10 protein-coding genes are annotated in these 16992 nt (G+C 52.2%); 8 read left to right on the forward strand and 2 right to left on the reverse strand.

Annotation, left to right across the window (positions count from 1 at the left end; genetic code table 11):
* Positions 1-230, forward strand: a 230-nt coding sequence (locus CRP01_RS42820) for a hypothetical protein (protein WP_222845679.1), incomplete at its 5' end; no start/stop codon positions are given.
* Between the two features lie 19 nt (positions 231-249).
* On the forward strand, positions 250-501 hold the full coding sequence (locus CRP01_RS08755; RefSeq protein WP_143473327.1) for a hypothetical protein: 252 nt from the start codon (positions 250-252) through the stop codon (positions 499-501).
* Positions 502-632: 131 nt separating this feature from the next.
* Here CRP01_RS08755 and CRP01_RS08760 read toward each other — a convergent pair whose 3' ends face one another.
* Complete coding sequence (locus CRP01_RS08760) at positions 633-3461, reverse strand: M16 family metallopeptidase (RefSeq protein ID WP_099149655.1); 2829 nt, start codon at positions 3459-3461, stop codon at positions 633-635.
* Between the two features lie 642 nt (positions 3462-4103).
* Between CRP01_RS08760 and CRP01_RS08770 the strand changes: the two genes are divergently transcribed.
* The 4 genes from CRP01_RS08770 (at position 4104) to CRP01_RS08785 (ending at position 10917) form a co-directional block, all read left to right on the forward strand.
* The gene (locus CRP01_RS08770; RefSeq protein WP_099149657.1) at positions 4104-4502 is read left to right on the forward strand and encodes a hypothetical protein; all 399 of its coding nucleotides are present in this window, start codon (positions 4104-4106) and stop codon (positions 4500-4502) included.
* Positions 4503-5039: 537 nt separating this feature from the next.
* Complete coding sequence (locus CRP01_RS08775; protein WP_099149658.1) at positions 5040-6215, forward strand: efflux RND transporter periplasmic adaptor subunit; 1176 nt, start codon at positions 5040-5042, stop codon at positions 6213-6215.
* Between the two features lie 24 nt (positions 6216-6239).
* Complete coding sequence (locus CRP01_RS08780; RefSeq protein ID WP_099149659.1) at positions 6240-9476, forward strand: efflux RND transporter permease subunit; 3237 nt, start codon at positions 6240-6242, stop codon at positions 9474-9476.
* 1 nt (position 9477) lies between these two features.
* Positions 9478-10917, forward strand: coding sequence for a TolC family protein (locus CRP01_RS08785; RefSeq protein WP_099149660.1), 1440 nt, complete (start codon positions 9478-9480; stop codon positions 10915-10917).
* A 178-nt stretch (positions 10918-11095) separates the two neighbouring features.
* Here the strand turns inward: CRP01_RS08785 and CRP01_RS08790 are convergent, their stop codons facing one another.
* Complete coding sequence (locus CRP01_RS08790; protein WP_099149661.1) at positions 11096-12412, reverse strand: NAD(P)/FAD-dependent oxidoreductase; 1317 nt, start codon at positions 12410-12412, stop codon at positions 11096-11098.
* Positions 12413-13000: 588 nt separating this feature from the next.
* Here CRP01_RS08790 and CRP01_RS08795 point away from each other — a divergent pair.
* Together CRP01_RS08795 and CRP01_RS08800 are read left to right on the forward strand one after the other, a co-directional pair.
* Complete coding sequence (locus CRP01_RS08795) at positions 13001-14107, forward strand: hypothetical protein (protein WP_099149662.1); 1107 nt, start codon at positions 13001-13003, stop codon at positions 14105-14107.
* 183 nt (positions 14108-14290) lie between these two features.
* Positions 14291-16987 (forward strand): TonB-dependent receptor, encoded by a 2697-nt coding sequence (locus tag CRP01_RS08800; RefSeq protein ID WP_099149663.1) that lies wholly within the window; start codon positions 14291-14293, stop codon positions 16985-16987.
* The last annotated feature ends 5 nt before the right edge of the window (positions 16988-16992 follow it).

Here is a 16992-nt window from a genome sequence, read left to right on the forward strand (position 1 = left end):
TGGCTGATCAGGGCTTACCAATCTCTATGGAGCTTGGCAATCCTTTGGCTGATGAGGGCTTACCAATCTCTATGGAGCTTGGCAATCCTTTGGCTGATGAGGGCTTACCAATCTCTATGGAGCTTGGCAATCCTTTGGCTGATCAGGGCTTACCAATCGCTAGGAGCTTGGCAATCCTTTGGCTGATCAGGGCTTACCAATCGCTAGGAGCTTGGCAATCCTTTGGCTGATGAGGGCTTACCAATCTCTATGGAGCTTGGCAATCCTTTGGCTGATGAGGGCTTACCAATCTCTATGGAGCTTGGCAATCCTTTGGCTGATGAGGGCTTACCAATCTCTATGGAGTTTGGCAATCCTTTGGCTGATGAGGGCTTACCAATCTCTATGGAGCTTGGCAATCTTTTTGGCTTATCAGGGCTTACCGATCTCTATGGAGCAGCGCAATCTTTTTGGCTGATCAGGGCTTACCAATCTCTAGGAGCTTGGCAATCCTTTGGCTGATCAGGGCTTACCGATCTCTATGGAGCAGCGCAATCTTTTTGGCTATCAGGGCTTACCAATCTCTAGGAGCTTGGCAATCCTTTAGCTTGGCAATCCTTTGGCTTAGCAATCTACAACCGATCAAATTACCCTCACTCCAAAGGCACCGTATTATTGATCAGCACCGGATCACCGAAGCCCAGCGCCTGCAGGCGATCCAGTTGGGTATTGGCATCGCCGACCACCAGCCAGATCATTTTATCCGGATCGAGGTATTCCTGCACCAGCGTGCGGATGCGGTCGGTCGTCATGTTTCTGACAATGCTTTCCCGGTTCTTTACATAATCGTATTCCCAATCGTAGGCGCTGATATCTTCCAGCATGCCCAGTTTGGCCCGGGCGGTCTCGAAGGCACGGGCGTTACTTTTGATCAGGAAGCCTTTGGTCGTTTCGAGGTCCTTTTCGGTATAGCCGGTCCCGTAGTTCTCCAGGATCTCCTTGATCAGTTCGAGGGATTCCAGCGTAACATTACTGCGCACGCCACTGGAAATGGTGAAGGGGCCGACCGCATCCGTACCGCTGAATCCCGACCGGATGCCGTAGGTATAACCTTTGCCCTCGCGGAGTTGCTGGGTAAGCTGGGAAGCAAAACCGCCACCACCCAGAATGTAGTTCATCACGGTTGCTTCGTAGTAACTGGAATCGGTAGCGGCCAGGGCGGGATAACCCACTCGCAGTACGGACTGTTTGGCGTCCGGTACATCGTAAAAATAGACCTGGGATGCTTCCGGCTGATCGGGAATTTCCGCGTCCGGAATAGCGACCGGTTTGGCCGCCCATTTGTCGGCCAGGTCCTGCAACGAACGGATGGCATCCGCCTGGCTGATATCTCCGACAATGTGCATGCGCGCAACGGAAGGGGAGAGGTACTGCTCGTAGTATTGACGAAGGTCCGCTATGGTAATGGCGTGCACCGTGCCCATCGTACCGAGAATATTTTTGGCTCGGACGTTGTCATTGCCGTAGATCAGGCGATCGTAGGCAATCGCGGCAATAGCGTTGGGATTCGCCTGCTGTTGCTGCAACTGGCTGGTCACCTGCTGCACGGCGAGCGTGAATTCGGACTCATCCCAGCGCGGTTCGAGCAGGATCTCTTCCAGCAGATCGATCGTCTGCCGGTAGTTTTTCGCCAGGGTGTTGCCCCGGATGGTAATGTTCTCTTTTTCGGCCGATACATTGATGGACGCGCCGAGTTGCTCGATCGCCTCTTCCAGTTCTAGGGGTGTTTTATTTTGGGTACCCTTGGTCATCATATTGGCCAGCAGGTTGGCTACGCCCAGTTTGTCGAAGCTTTCCAGTAGTTGTCCGCCGTCGATCACCAGGGTGAACTGGACCAGTGGGACCTCGTTATTCTCAATGCCGTAAACTTCCAGCCCGTTTTTGAGTTCTTCCTCCCATACTTCAGGCGTGCTCACTTCGGGGCTGTCGCCGTAGGGCGGTTCCTGGCTGCGGTCGAAGGTGGAAGGGGTCGGTTCGTAGGTAGCTGCAATGGAGGGGTCGAACGTTTCCTCCGCTCCGATGATGATCTCTTCTTCCACCACTTCCGCCTGGCTGGAGCCTTCGAGTGCCAGCTCCAGTTTGCCTTTGGGGACAAAACTGGTGGCCACGAAGTTCTTGCCTTTGATGTACTGCTCGTATACCCGCATGACATCTTCGGTGCTCACCGCGAGGATACTTTCAATATCGTCCTCGATAAAACCCGGATCATCGGTGAAAATATTGTACTGGGCCAGTTGGAATCCCTTTCCCAGCACGCTGGACAGGCCGTTGTAGAAACGGGTTTCCTGTCCGGCTTTGATTCGATCCAGATCACTTTCGGAGATCCCTTCGGCTTCAAATTTGGCGAAAGCCGTTTCGATGGCGGCCATTACGGTATCGAGATCGGTATCAGCGAAAGCCCGTACACTGAGGTGGGTTTGGCCGGCCAGTTCGGATTCCCGGTTGTACATGCTCACATCGGAGGTCAGTTGTTGCTCCTCCACCAGTACCTGGTAAAAGGGCGCCTTTTTGCCGTCGGACAGATAGCGCGTCAGCACGGTAAGCGGATAGGAGTCCGGATGGTACATCTCCACAGTTGGCCAGGCCAGGGTGAGTTCGGGAAGGCGGGCAAAATTGTCCTCGTGGTAGAGTTTGACCATTTCGTCTATCCGGCCGGGGCGTTTGGGCAGCGGTTCGACCGCTTCGCCGCGGGGTATTTCATCGAAGTATTTTTTCACCCAGCTTTTGGCCTGCTCTACGTCAAAATCTCCGGAGATGACGAGCGTGGTATTGTTGGGCACATACCAGCGGTTGAAAAACTGTTTCACATCATCGAGGGTGGCTCTCTGCAGATCATCCAGGGAACCGATCACCTGCCAGTTGTAGGGGTGATCTTCCGGGTAAAGGTTTTTATCGATCACATAGCTGGTATGTCCGTAGGGGCGGTTGTCATAACTTTGCCGCTTTTCATTTTTGACCACCTGTTTCTCCTTGGCCAGTACGTGCTCGGTAACAGTATTGATGAACCATCCCAGTTTATCGGCTTCCGCCCAGATCATTTTCTCCAGGGCGTCTTTGGGCACCGTCTGGAAGTAGTTGGTCCGGTCGCGGGAAGTGGAACCGTTGGCACCGGAACCGCCGATGCGGGCGCTCATCTTGTCGAGTCCGCCTTTGCCCAGGTTTTCCGATTCGAGAAACAACAGGTGCTCAAAGAGGTGGGCAAATCCGGTGCGGCCGGTCACTTCGCGGGCCGAGCCGACGTGGGCCGTCAGCGCAACCGCCACTACGGGATCCGAGCGGTCGACGTGCAGGATCACATCGAGCCCGTTATCCAGTTCAAACTTTTCATTTTCAATGGTAAATTCGGTGGTCGTCTCTTTTTCGGGAGTCTGGCAGGCAAATACGGCCAGCAAGAGCAGGCCAAGAACGATTTTCGCATTCATTTAATAAAATTTTACAAAGGATTTAAAACTTCCGGCCGTTGGTACGGGCGCCTTTGGGCACGATCCGAACCGGCCGGAACGGCAAAATGTCCCGCTTCAATTTTTTCTTAATCCATTCCGTTTGCAGAATACAGTTGATGTTGCGGCAGAAACGAATGGTACTGGGATCCTAAAATGGGCCATCATTGCCCTTTTCCAGGCGAATGCCTGCTTGCAGATAGGGGCGAAAGTGCCCAAAAGATGCACAAAATGCCGGAGAATGCATTTAAAGTTCCCTGAAAAATCCAATTGCGTAGATCAATTCCGCGCAAAGGACGACCAAACGGGGAGACGATGGTGATGGCCCGAAGGCCATTGTGCGAAAACTACATTCACGAACGGAGCATCTACCGCTGTTGAATGCTGCGTTGCCTTCCAAACACCAATCTGATTTTCAACAGATTCCGGGGGTGGGGGCGGTTTACCGGATCAAGCGATTAAACAGCGCCAAAGCCCGGAGGAAGTGCATCCATAATGCAGAAATTTCGTATACCGTTACGGAACCGAATGGAATGTCCGGTACAATTATAATCCGATCCGGCCCAGATAGAAAAGTTGTAATTAATAATATTTTGAACTAGATTTGCGCCTTCATTATGAACGATGTCAGAAATTAATAAGCAAATTATCGGTACGGAGTTTATGAAGTGGGTGGTAATACCCTACCTCCTGCTGATCTCCTTTGGGAGCTTCGCTGAACAGGGCGCCCCCCAGGGTATTCCTGTCGCGGCCGGCATCCAGGCGCTGGAGGCGCACCAGGGGGCAAGCTACAGGCTCCTCGCCTCCGATCTGACATCATCTCATAATATCCTGGAGTACGTTGAGATAGAATTGGATGAAAACGATAATGATCACCATTATCTAGACCGGGAAGTATCCCAACCGCCATCTCCAGTACTGGTTCCCAATAAAACAACCAGAGCCTTTTTCTTCCCTCCGAAGAGAAAGATCAAACTATTCATCCTCTACCTTTCCTGGAAATCTTTCCTGCACTTCTTATAGAAAAGCCGAACCCGGCTTTTGCAATTGAGCATGACCATAGCAAGGGCTTAGCCGTTGGCTTTTAATACAGATTAAATGCCTGCTGTGAGCCATTTGGTATTCGCCAATTTAGGAACTGTTTTAAATTTTTAATGCCGGACTGCTGTTGCTTTGTAAATTGATTTCCGGGTTTTTCCTCTTTCGCCCGTACTAGTTTATACCGGGGCCGACCCGAGGAAGATACTTCCGTTCTGAATTTACAGCGTACTATTTATACTGACGTAAAGTGGTTGGAAGATCAAAAACCACTTTAAGTCGGAAATACCTTCCCCTAACCTCCTTACCACCGGCTTTTACATCCCGATCCCCCCCTTTACCGGCCCGCATAAAACTTGCAAGCGTCTGTCCGGTAATCAATGGGGCGGAATAGATCTGGGACCCTGAGTTCGTCAGCAGTCAGAAACCTTAAAGCAGTTCCATATCCATTGTACTTATTTCAAGCATAACCTCCCGAAGGTTGTGTGCAATTCGTATGAACTCTTATCAATTTATAATAGCATGAAATTTCATCACACAGTACTGTGCCTGATTGTTTTAGTTTTTTGTGCAAGTTGTCAGCATGATAACGGATCAGTATCACCTGAAGGTGAATCTCGCCACGGTTCGGAAAATGAATCCCACGGCGGGGAACATCATACCGGGGTTCTGGAGATCAGTAGTCCCATCAAAAAAGATACGCTCTACTACGACGAATTTGTCTGTCAGATCAAAGCACACCAACATATCCAGCTGAAAACGCTGGAAGAAGGATATCTCGAAAAAATACTTGTCGACGAAGGGCAGGTCGTAAAAAAAGGACAGCTCCTGTTTGAGATCCAGCCGACCATTTATCTGGCGGAAATTCAAAAAGCCCGGGCCGAAGTGCTCCAGGCGGAGGCTGAGAAGGAAAAGACCGGTATCGAGGTGCAGAACCTGAAGGCGCTGGTGGACAGCAACATCGTATCCAAAAATGAGCTGATGCTCGCGGAAGCGGAAATGCACAAGGCCGAAGCGCATCTGGATAACGCCAAGGCGGAGCTCAACCTCATGGAAGCGCACCTCCAGTTCACCAAGATACGGGCACCCTTCAACGGAACGATCGGTAGATTCGAAGAGATCCGGCTGGGATCACTGCTCGAAGAAGGGGAGGAGTTGACCACGCTCACCGATAACAGCGACATGTGGGTCTACTTCAACGTACCCGAAGCGGTTTATCTGGATTATATTCAGCATCCGTCCGAAGCCTCTGCTTTGGAACTGCAACTGGCTAACAAGCAAATCTTTGATCACAAAGGGAAGATAACCGCCGTCGAAGCGGTCTTTGATAACACTACCGGTACGCTGCCTTTCCGGGCTACTTTCCAAAACCCACAACGGTTGCTGCGGCACGGACAAACCGGTAATATTCTGTGGCCCAATGAACTGCAGAATGCAGTATTCATTCCCCAGAAAGCGACTTACGAAGTGCTGGAGAAACGCTATGTATTTGTCGTTGATGATGCCGGTAAGGTTACTTCCAGAGAAATCAAGATTGCCACTGAACTGGATAACGTCTATGTCGTATCGGAAGGGCTGAGCCTGGACGATAAGTTCCTCATCGAAGGACTGAGGCAGGTAAAGAACGGCGACAAGATCGAGTTCGAATACCGGGATCCCATCGAGGTCTTCAATGAATTGAAACTCCACGCAGAATAGTCAATCACCAAAAGGATTTTTATTATGTTTCAGAATATATTAAAGAGACCGGTATTGGCTATTGTAATGTCGATAGCTACGGTCTTTGTGGGTTTACTGGCGCTTTACCAGTTGCCCATCTCTCAGTTTCCCTCCATTGCTCCCACTACGGTCAACATATTTGTGGCCTATCCCGGCTCCAGTGCGGATGTATTGATCAAATCGACCATCATCCCCCTGGAAACCGCCATTAACGGCGTGCCGGGCATGCGTTACATCGCTTCGGATGCAACCAGTGCCGGGGAAGGGACCATTCGGATCATCTTCGAACCCGGTACCGATCCGAACGAGGCTATGGTACAGGTTAAGACCCGGGTGGACCAGGTCATGCCGAATTTACCGCCACTGGTGCAGCGGGAAGGGGTACAGGTTACCCCCATCCAGCCCAGTATGTTATTGTACGTCAACCTGGCCGGCGAGGAGGGCGGCAGTGTTGACGAAAAGTTCCTCTACAACTACGCTTATACCAAGATCGTCCCGGAACTCCAACGGATTAACGGTATCGCCCGGGCCGATATCCTGGGGGCGCGTAAGTACGCCATGCGGATCTGGCTCAAACCGGACCGGATGCGTGCCTATAAGATCTCGGCGGAAGAGGTGATGGAAGCCCTGGAAGAACAGAGCTTTATCGGTCGCCCGGGGCGACTGGGGCAGAGCTCGGGTATCACCGCCCAGTCCAAAGAATTCGTACTGAACTACGCAGGTCGGTACAATACAGCTGAGCAGTACAAGGAGATCATTATGAAAAGTACCGAGGAAGGACAACAGGTCAAACTCGGTTCCATTGCGGAAATTGAATTAGGGAGTGAGTTCTTTGACATTTACTCCAACCTGGACGGGCAACCTTCTTCCTCCATTGTACTTAAACAGACCTTGGGGAGTAACGGTAGCCGGGTAATCGAAGCCGTTAAGGAAAAAATGAAGGAACTGGAACGGGATTTCCCCACCGGGATCTCCTACCAGTACAGTTACGATGTATCGAAATTCCTGGATGCGTCCATCGAGCAGGTAACCCACACCATCCGGGATGCCTTTATCCTGGTGGCGCTGGTGGTATTCCTCTTTTTGGGCGACTGGCGGGCCACCCTTATCCCGATCCTGGCCGTGCCGGTATCGCTGGTCGGGGCCTTTTTCTTCATCCAGATGTTCGGGATGTCGATCAACCTGATCACCCTGTTTGCCCTGGTACTGGCCATCGGTATCGTGGTGGACAACGCCATTGTGGTGGTGGAGGCCGTATACGCCAAGATGGAAGAAGATCCGCACATCACGCCCTACAAAGCGACCCAGTCGGCTATGGGTGAATTGAGTGGGGCCATCATCGCCATTACGCTGGTGATGACTTCCGTTTTTGTACCCATTGCCTTTATGACCGGACCGGTCGGGGTATTTTATCGGCAGTTCTCGATTACCATGGCGAGTTCGATCGTGATCTCGGGGGTAATAGCATTGACCCTGACTCCGGTACTTTGTGCCATGTTCCTCAAAAACCACCACGGCAAGCGCAAGAAGTCCTGGTTCGACCGCTTTATCGACAGCTTCAACCGCCTGTTTGAAAAACTTACCGGAGGGTACGTAAAGATCCTCAATAAGATCGTGGCCCGTCGCCTGTTCACTTTTGGGGTACTGGCCCTGTTCATCTTCGGGGTAGTTTATACCAACAAGATCCTGCCGGCCGGTTTTGTACCCAGTGAAGACCAGGGTACCATTTACGCGATCATTCAGACGCCTCCCGGTTCCACCCTGGAACAGACCAATGATGTAGCCCGGAAACTGCAAAAAATTGCGGAAGAAGTGGAAGATGTAGAGTCCGTTACCTCGCTGGCGGGGTACGAGATCATGACCGAAGGACGCGGTTCCAATGCCGGTACCTGTCTGATCAACCTCAAGCCCTGGTCAGAACGCGATAAGGATGTACTGGAGATCATCGAAGAGCTCGAAGAAGAGACTCGTAACCTGGGGGCCATCATCGAATATTTCGAACCACCGGCCGTACCGGGATTCGGATCATCGGCCGGTTTCTCTCTCCGGATGCTGGATAAAACCGACGCTACGGATTACCACGAATTTGACCAGATCAACCAGGACTTCCTCAACGCACTGCGGGAACGGAAGGAGCTGACGGGTTTATTCACTTTCTATGCGGCCAATTATCCGCAGTACGAACTGGAATTTGATAACCAGGCCGCGATGCAAAAAGGAGTATCCATGGGGGACGCCATGGAAAACCTGAACATCCTGATCGGTAGTACCTACGAGCAGGGTTTCATCCGGTTTGGGCGCTTTTTCAAAGTGTATACCCAGGCTGCGCCCGAATACCGCAGATTTATTTCCGACCTGGATGAATATTTCGTGAAAAACGAAGAAGGGGAAATGGTCCCTTATTCGGCCTTTATGAAATACAAGGAAACCCAGGGACCCAACGAGATCACGCGTTACAACCTCTACAACTCGGCATCGATCCGGGGGCTGCCCGCTCCGGGCTATACCACGGGCGATGCGATCAAAGCCATTGAGGAGGTATCCAGTGAAACCCTGCCACGGGGCTTCGATATTGCCTGGGAAGGTTTGTCTTACGACGAAGCCCGACGGGGGAATGAGTCCATTTACATCTTCCTGGTAGTGGTCTTCTTTGTGTATCTGGTACTCGCAGCGCAGTACGAGAGTTTCGTTCTGCCCCTGGCGGTTCTGCTTTCGTTGCCGATCGGGATATTCGGTACCTTTTTGCTGCTGAAACTGATGGGATTGGCCAATGACGTTTACGCGCAGATCGGGATGATCATGCTGGTGGGATTGCTCGGGAAAAACGCGGTACTGATCGTGGAATTCGCCGTGCAAAAGCACAACGAAGGAGCAACTATCCTGAACGCAGCCATCGAGGGTGCCAAAGTGCGTTTCCGACCCATCCTGATGACCTCTTTTGCCTTTATTGCCGGTCTGATCCCATTGGTCCTGGCCCACGGTGCGGGAGCAATCGGTAACCGGACGATCGGTTCGGCCTCGCTCGGCGGGATGTTGATCGGTACGGTCTTCGGGGTCCTCATCATACCCGGCCTGTACTACATACTGGCCAAACTGGTAGAGGGTAGAGACCTGCTGAAAGGAGAGTCCCATATCCCGGTATCGGAAATCTTCGGCAACGAGCCCAGCAAAGCTTCGCTGTTGAAGAAAATCGCAAAATTGGACGTTTTGCTCAAAGCGCGAAACCGTAAAAAAAATTAGCATGAAAAAATTCATAAATCACCATAGCGGTACGGTCGTTCTTGTTTTGATCACGCTCCTGGCCAGTTGTCGTGCGCCCGAGGTAGCGCTAAAACAAGCTGACAAAAACGTGCCCGCAAGTTTTAAAGACCAAACCCTTCCGGATAGTATTAGTGTAGCCGAGATAAACTGGCGCACGTATTTTGAAGATCCCGGTTTGATCGGTTTGATCGATACGGCCTTACAAAACAATCAGGAGTTAAATATCGTCCTGCAGGAGTTGGTCGTCAGTCAGAATGAAGTGCTGGAAAGATCCGGTGAATACCTGCCTTCGGTAAACTTAGGGGCGGGGATCGGCGCCGAAAAACCCGGACGCTTCACCCGGGACGGTACGGTCGAACACAGCCTGGAAATTGAAGAGGGCCGGGAGTTTCCCGAGCCTTTGGGCGATTTCCAGTTCGGAGCGATGGCCAGTTGGGAAGTGGATATCTGGCGCAAGCTGCGGAATGCCAAGGATGCCGCGCAACTCCGGTACTTGGCCGCCAATGAAGGACGGAACTTTCTGGTTTCCAATCTGATTGCCGAGATCGCCGAGTCCTACTACGAACTCATGGCGCTCGATAACCTTTTGCAGATCATCAACAACAACGCAGGTATCCAGGAGGAAGCGCTGCGAAAAGTGATCATCCAAAAGGAAAATGCCAAGGCTAACCAGTTGGTCGTCAATCGTTTTGAAGCTCAGTTGCTGAATACCCGCAACCTGCAATACGCCATCCGGCAGCAAATCGTGGAAACGGAAAACCGCATCAACTTCCTGGTGGGGCGCTACCCGACTACGATCCAGCGCAACGCGGCGGGTTTCATGGATCTCCAGATCGACAGCATGCAGGCGGGTATTCCCGCTCGCATGTTGCAAAACCGGCCCGACATCCGTCAGGCGGAGTATCAGCTACAGGCCGCTAACATGGATGTACTGGTCGCCCGGGCTGATTTCTATCCGAGCCTGGATATTGCGGCCGGTGTCGGTTTTCAGGCCTTCAATCCGAGTTTTTTGCTGAAGCCGGAGTCCATTCTCTTTAATCTGGCCGGGGAACTGACGGCTCCTCTCATCAACAAAAAGGGGATACGGGCCCGCTACAATATGGCTTCGGCCACGCAGGTCCAGACGGTCTATCAATACGAACAGACGGTCCTGAACGCTTATACCGATGTCCTGAATCAACTGACCAAGCTGGAAAACTACGCCAACAGCTTGGTCACCAAGCAACAGGAAGTCGATATTCTCAGCGAATCGGTCAATATTGCCAATAGCTTGTTCCGGTACGCCAAAGCCGATTACGTAGAGGTACTCTTGACCCAGGAAGAAGTCCTGGACGCCAAAATGGAACTGGTGGAAACCAAGCTTCAGCAGTTGCAGGCCAAGGTGGGGATTTACCGGGCTCTGGGCGGAGGCTGGCGGTGATTTTGAGTGGGAGACTTGGTGACTAGGGGACTTGGAGAGTGGGAGACAAGGAGAGTGGGAGACAAGGGGAATTGGAGACGGGGAGACTTGGTGAAAGAAAAACGCCTCACCCCTTCTCCGAGTCTCCCCCTCTCCCCTTCTCCAAGTCTCCCCATCACCCAGCCTCCCCCTCTCCAAATCACCCCCTCTCCCCTTCATCAATCACATCGTCCATCTTCTTCCAAGGAGCCCCGGTCCGGATAATCAGGCGTAAACTCTGATCATAAAAAAGATAATTCCAGACCCAGTTGATGAAGACGACCAGTTTGTTGCGGGAACCGAGGATAGCGAAGAGGTGAACGAACAGCCAGACGAACCAGGCGAAAGTGCCCTGAAATTTCCAGTTGGGCAGATCCACTACCGCCAGGCGCCGGCCGATGGTGGCCATGCTGCCGAGATCGCGGTAAGAAAATTCCTTCATTTCTTTGCCTGCTGCACGTTTCTTAAAGTTGTCGGCCAGTTGTTTGGCCTGCTGGATAGCTACCTGTGCGACCTGCGGATGTCCCTGGGGGTATTCCTCCTCTTCCATATAGGCGATATCACCGAGGGCATAGACATTGTCCACGCCTTCCACCTCATTGTAGCGGTTGACCTTCAATCGGTTGCCGTAAGTAACGGAGCCTTCCGGTAATCCGGGGATCAGGCTTCCGGTGATGCCGGCGGCCCAGATCACTTTGCGGCTCTGGATGCGGGAACCATCCTTCATTTCCACAAATTCTCCGTCATAACTGACCACGCGGTTGTTGAGAATGACCTTTACCCCCAGTTCGGTCAGGAATTCCAGCGCTTTCTCGGAGGCAGCTTCGGACATACCTTTCAGCAACTGCGGCGAGCTTTGCACCAGATAGATATCGATCTCGCTGCAATCCAGTTCGGGATAATCCTTGGGCAGTACGTTCTTGCGCATTTCCGCCAATGCGCCGGCTACCTCCACGCCCGTGGGGCCGCCACCTACGATCACGATATCGATGTAACCCTGCCGGTCGTCAAAATCGGTCGTAGACAGGGCGATCTCGTAATCATTGAGGATGGTATTGCGCAGGAACAGGGCTTCGGAGACGGACTTCATCGGGATGGCCTTATCGGCGATCTGCTGGTTGCCGAAAAAATTGGTATCCGCACCCGTGGCGATAATGAGGTGATCGAAATTACAGATTCCCAGTGACGTTTCCAGGCGTTTTTCCGCGAGCTTTATCCCGGTCACTTCCGCCACCCGGATGTAGACATTATCGTAGCGGTGAAAGGTTTTGCGGAGCGGGAACAGGATCGAGCTCGGTTCCAGGCCCGCCATCGCTACCTGATAGAACAGCGGCTGGAACTGGTGGAAGTTGTTCCGGTCGATCAGTACGATCTGGTAGTTGGATTTTGCGAGTTTGCGCGCCAGGGTCAGGCCTCCGAATCCACCGCCTACGATGACGATGCGTTCCTGATCGGTTTCGGGGATATTTATTTTCATACAGTGCTGGTCCAGGTTTTTTATGGATGATGCGGGAAAATAAGGTATTTCCTCCGCAAATGAATTATTTGTTTAAAATTGCTTTTTCGTATTGTCTTGCCTGCTGTTTAACACCTTAAATCCAACGCTCGCCATTATTCTGAAACTTTAAAAACAAGCATCCGTATCATAGTTTCGTACTTTCCGCAATTCTTTCACTATACCCTAATCCCCTTTGATTCCTGAACGAAAGCATTAACTGTTCCTCGATTAAGTATTGATTGTAATTATCCTTTTTAAAAACACCATTAAAGTCTGAAAATCGATCTGCGAATGTGCCATTTCGCTGCTCCTGTTCCATTTCCTGCCGGTATGGAACCAATGGGCACCGTACGGTCCAAACTGCAGCCCGGTAAACTATTGGATTAAAGGCGCCTTTAATCCCTGCAACCGGTCCGTGGCGTACAGTCGCAGTTTCTTCCACTTCAGTGATGAGGCCGGAACCGGGCCTCGCATCTTCATCTGGTACGTTTCTCTATCCAACACACTTTTAACGGATCCTCCGCATTAACTAGATTTTTTGTCATAAACATTAAAAGCTACAGGATTATGTTAAAAGCGAGCACATTTCTAGCTGCCATTCTTACAGTATTTGTCCATTCTTTTTCGGCTTTCGGTCAGGTTGGTATTTCCAATCCCCACTTGCGGGATCTTCCGATCGTGATCTCCTGGGACGATCAGGGTATCCGGATCACTTCCAAGACCCAGGGCGCCCGAACCGCTAATCTGATCAATATCCGACCGTCTCAGTTCTTAGAACAGATCGGTAATGATCTGGTTCAGGTTTCCATCGGTGCGGAGGAAACTCCGGTGATCATCGATGTCTCGGATTTTTTCAAAGCTACGGCGGCCACCCTGGCGGATAATAACGGCTATTATCCCAATATGCGGTCCCAGATCGATATTTACATGCCCAAGCTGGTACTGGCCGACTACAATGAGCCCAACAGTTTCGTGATCGATCTGATCAATTTTTCCGATAAAACCAATAACTCTCATCAGTCTTTTCTCATCAAGGGACTGGATGTGTTTTATGTGGTAACGGATAATTGCGCCGAACTGTCCGGAGTCCAGAACCGGGTTACCATCGACGTGAAAAAATGCGGGGTACAGCACCTGATGCTGAAAGGCGGATTGCTGGCACTGGACGATGTCGAGAAACGGATCCCCGATCTGTGCCGGAAATACAACGACCGCTATTTCAGTCAGGACGAGCCCGATGCGTTCGTCTGCCTGGAAGAATGCCGGGAGGAAGATCCGAATGCCATGAAAAATCTGCGCCACAGCCGGGATCTGGTCACGAAGTACAACATCACCGATTTTGAAGACGAACCTATCTCTTTTTTAGGCAATTTACTGCTGACCAAAAAAGGCGTCGGGCTGAATCTGAAAATGGAGGTGGAAGAAGTGGCCGGCGCCAAAGGCCGGAAAAAAGAGCGGGGCCGGGCCTACGAAGCGTACGATGAATTCCGCTTCTTTCCCTGGTACGAATTCATCAACCTCTCGTTCTCAAAATATCTGGACGACAAACGCCTGATGATCGAGGATCCGTACAACAACAGCTACGTATTCAATTCCGATGTGTATTTCTCCAATGTGGAACTGATCCAGTTTTTCAATGAGCTAAGAGCGTTGATCTCTTCTCAGCTTAACTGATCATCGCCACCTCTCCCGACCCTGCGATCGGGAATTACCGACTGGTTTTGGCATTCCGGGAGTGCGAAAACCCGGCCGCCTTATGCCTGGTTGAAACGCAGGAAGAAAACACGGTCTTACTAAAATCAAATCTATAACCATCCGACGCAATGGCTATAACCCAACTTTCAATGCACTAACACTATGAGTAATTTACCTTTCTTGAAACACTTTTTCAGTTTATCCGGCTTTTTACTCCTCTTTATATTGGGGCCGGTCCGGACCGTGGCGCAAACGGAGATCCGCGGGATCGTATCCGATAACGTCAACGGGATCGCGCTCGCCGGGGCGCGGATCGAGATCCCCGGTACCACCACTGAAACCGAGTCCGAACCCGACGGCACGTTTAGCCTGAATATCCGGGAAAAATTACCGATCAAGATCGCCGTTACCCACGGTGGCTACGAATTGAAGGAGATCAACATCATCGCGGCTACCGATAACCTACTGGTATCCATGGTGCCCGGGGCACTGGTGGGCCAGGAACTGCTGGTGACCGGTACCCGCCGCCAGGAAAAGGTGCAGGAGGCGCCCTCTTCGATCGATTACATCGAACAGGAAGAGTTGCTGCAGGATGCCGTGATGAATCCCTTCCTTTCCCTGCGGACCAAAATGGGACTGGACGTGGTACAGGCCGGAGTGAATTCCGGGAACATCACCCTGCGGGGGCGTTCGGATATCTTTAATTCCGAAAGCTTTGCCATGCTGGATTACCGTAATCTCATCCTGCCCGGACTGGGGATCCTCTACTACAGCCAGCAACCCATCGATCCCATCGATCTGGATCGGATCGAGGTGGTGAAGGGACCTGGTTCGGCTTTGTACGTACCCGGACTGGAAGCCGGCATCGTCCATTTCCTGTCTATCAGCCCTTTTGATAAACAGGGCACTAGTGTCAGTGTGGGAGCCGGTACCCGCAACACTTTTCTGGCTTCCCTGCGGCACGCCGGTACCTGGGATAATGGTCGCTTCGGTTATAAACTGACCGCGCATTACCGCCGGGCCCGCGACTGGGAAATCGATTCTACCGATGCGGTGGAAGCGCAGCATCTGGCCGGCTTCCAACCACAGATACGCAGCAGCCTGACCGGCAACCTGATCACGGACAACATTCCGGATTACAATGTGGAGTCCATGGGCCTGACCGGTACGCTGGCCTACCGCCCGAATGCAAACACGACGCTTACAGCGGTAGGAGGCTGGGCCGTAGGCAAAGGGATCTTCCGCACCGCTCAGGGAGAGGGGTACACCAAAGCGCCCCGGCCCTTCGGGCAATTGAGGGTACAGACCGGCGGCTTTTTCGGCCAGGTGTTCTATTCCTACCAGGACGGTCGCGACGGGAATTCGTATCTATACACAACCGGACTGACCAACATCACGGAATCCCACCAGGTAGAAGGGCAGATGCAATACAGCCTGCCGATAAAAAAGGAAGGGACCAGTTTGGTACTGGGCATGGATTACCGGCTGAACAGTATCGACTCCAAAAAAACGGTCCACGGGCGCTGGGAAGACGATGATAACTATACCGTAGCCGGAGTGTACGGACAATCAGAGATCAGGATCAATCCCCGATTTGACCTGGTGGCGGCGGCCCGTGTCGATCACTTCGTACCGCTGAAGTCCTCCTTCTTTTCGCCGCGACTGGCGCTGGTCTTCAAACCCTCACCCAAACACACCGTCCGTGCTACTTTCAATCGGGCCTTCGGCGCGCCTACGGCCCTCAATCTTTTTGCGGATCTGCCGTTGGCCAATCAGGGGGCTTTTGCGGCCTATCTGCTGGGTGGTGTGGATGAAGTTTCATTCAATCATCCGCAAACCAGCAGTTTCCTGCCCGGAGTGGGCGCAAGTGATGGGATCGGCCTGGATCTGCAGCCGCTCTACGGTTTGATCACGGGCATTCTACAGCAACAGCAGGCCTTACCCCAATCGGTGATCGATTATCTTGGTGCCCAAACCGGATTGGTCAATGGCTTTTCCAACGGTGTGCTGAGTCAGTTACCACTGAACCGGCCAAAGCTGAAGCTGTCGAGCTCCCACGTGTACGAGATCGGCTACAAAGGGCTGGTCGAAGATAAGCTGAGTATCGCTGTGGACCTGTATTACAACCGCCGGAAAAATGTGGTCTCGGCTCCGTTCCAGGCCAGTCCGCTGGTATTCCAGCCGACCCTGGCCAGCGATCTGGCGGGTGCCCTGGAACAGCAGTTGAATCGCGACGAACTGGAACAAATGGGCCTTACCCCGGAAGCGGTAGCCACTATTTATGCTTCCGTGGCCGAAGGGATCGCCTTTAACGGGGAAACGGGGCAGCCGAATCCGCTGGGCCTGATCGAATCGGACCAGTCTCCGGCCTACTTTCCGATCCCGACGCTCGATTTTGCTTACTACAACATCAAATCGATCGACTATTGGGGACTGGATATCGGAACGCGTTATTTCTTCCCGGGTAATTGGTCAGCCTACGCGAATCTGAGCTGGCTCAGTCAGAACCTGTTCGAAGACGTGCCGGTAGGGGAAGGAGAGAGCAGCTCTACGACCGATTTCTCGCTGAATGTACCGGCCACGAAGATCAAAGTCGGAGTAGAACTCGATCAGGAATTTGGCTGGAACGGATTTATCGGGTTGCGGTACCAGAGTAAATGGCAAAGTATCAACGGCGCGCTCTGGACGGGGCCGGTAGATGCTTTCGTGATGACGGATCTGGGCGTGGGCTATGCTTTCCGGAACAAGGTATCCGTATCGGCTACGATGACCAATGCCCTGAAGGAAAACTACCGGGCATTTTACGGCGCACCGAAGATCGGACGACAGCTCATCGCGAAAATGTACTACGATTTCTAATGGGA

Origin of the sequence: Flavilitoribacter nigricans DSM 23189 = NBRC 102662 (assembly GCF_002646595.1) — a bacterium.
Classification (GTDB): domain Bacteria; phylum Bacteroidota; class Bacteroidia; order Chitinophagales; family Saprospiraceae; genus Flavilitoribacter; species Flavilitoribacter nigricans.

Bases quoted from the DNA above. Each gene is read 5' to 3' on its own strand.
- CRP01_RS08755 (WP_143473327.1), top strand. From the start codon at position 250: ATGGAGCTTGGCAATCCTTTGGCTGATGAGGGCTTACCAATCTCTATG.
- CRP01_RS08760 (WP_099149655.1), bottom strand. From the start codon at position 3,461: ATGAATGCGAAAATCGTTCTTGGCCTGCTCTTGCTGGCCGTATTTGCC.
- CRP01_RS08770 (WP_099149657.1), top strand. From the start codon at position 4,104: ATGTCAGAAATTAATAAGCAAATTATCGGTACGGAGTTTATGAAGTGG.
- CRP01_RS08775 (WP_099149658.1), top strand. From the start codon at position 5,040: ATGAAATTTCATCACACAGTACTGTGCCTGATTGTTTTAGTTTTTTGT.
- CRP01_RS08780 (WP_099149659.1), top strand. From the start codon at position 6,240: ATGTTTCAGAATATATTAAAGAGACCGGTATTGGCTATTGTAATGTCG.
- CRP01_RS08785 (WP_099149660.1), top strand. From the start codon at position 9,478: ATGAAAAAATTCATAAATCACCATAGCGGTACGGTCGTTCTTGTTTTG.
- CRP01_RS08790 (WP_099149661.1), bottom strand. From the start codon at position 12,412: ATGAAAATAAATATCCCCGAAACCGATCAGGAACGCATCGTCATCGTA.
- CRP01_RS08795 (WP_099149662.1), top strand. From the start codon at position 13,001: ATGTTAAAAGCGAGCACATTTCTAGCTGCCATTCTTACAGTATTTGTC.
- CRP01_RS08800 (WP_099149663.1), top strand. From the start codon at position 14,291: ATGAGTAATTTACCTTTCTTGAAACACTTTTTCAGTTTATCCGGCTTT.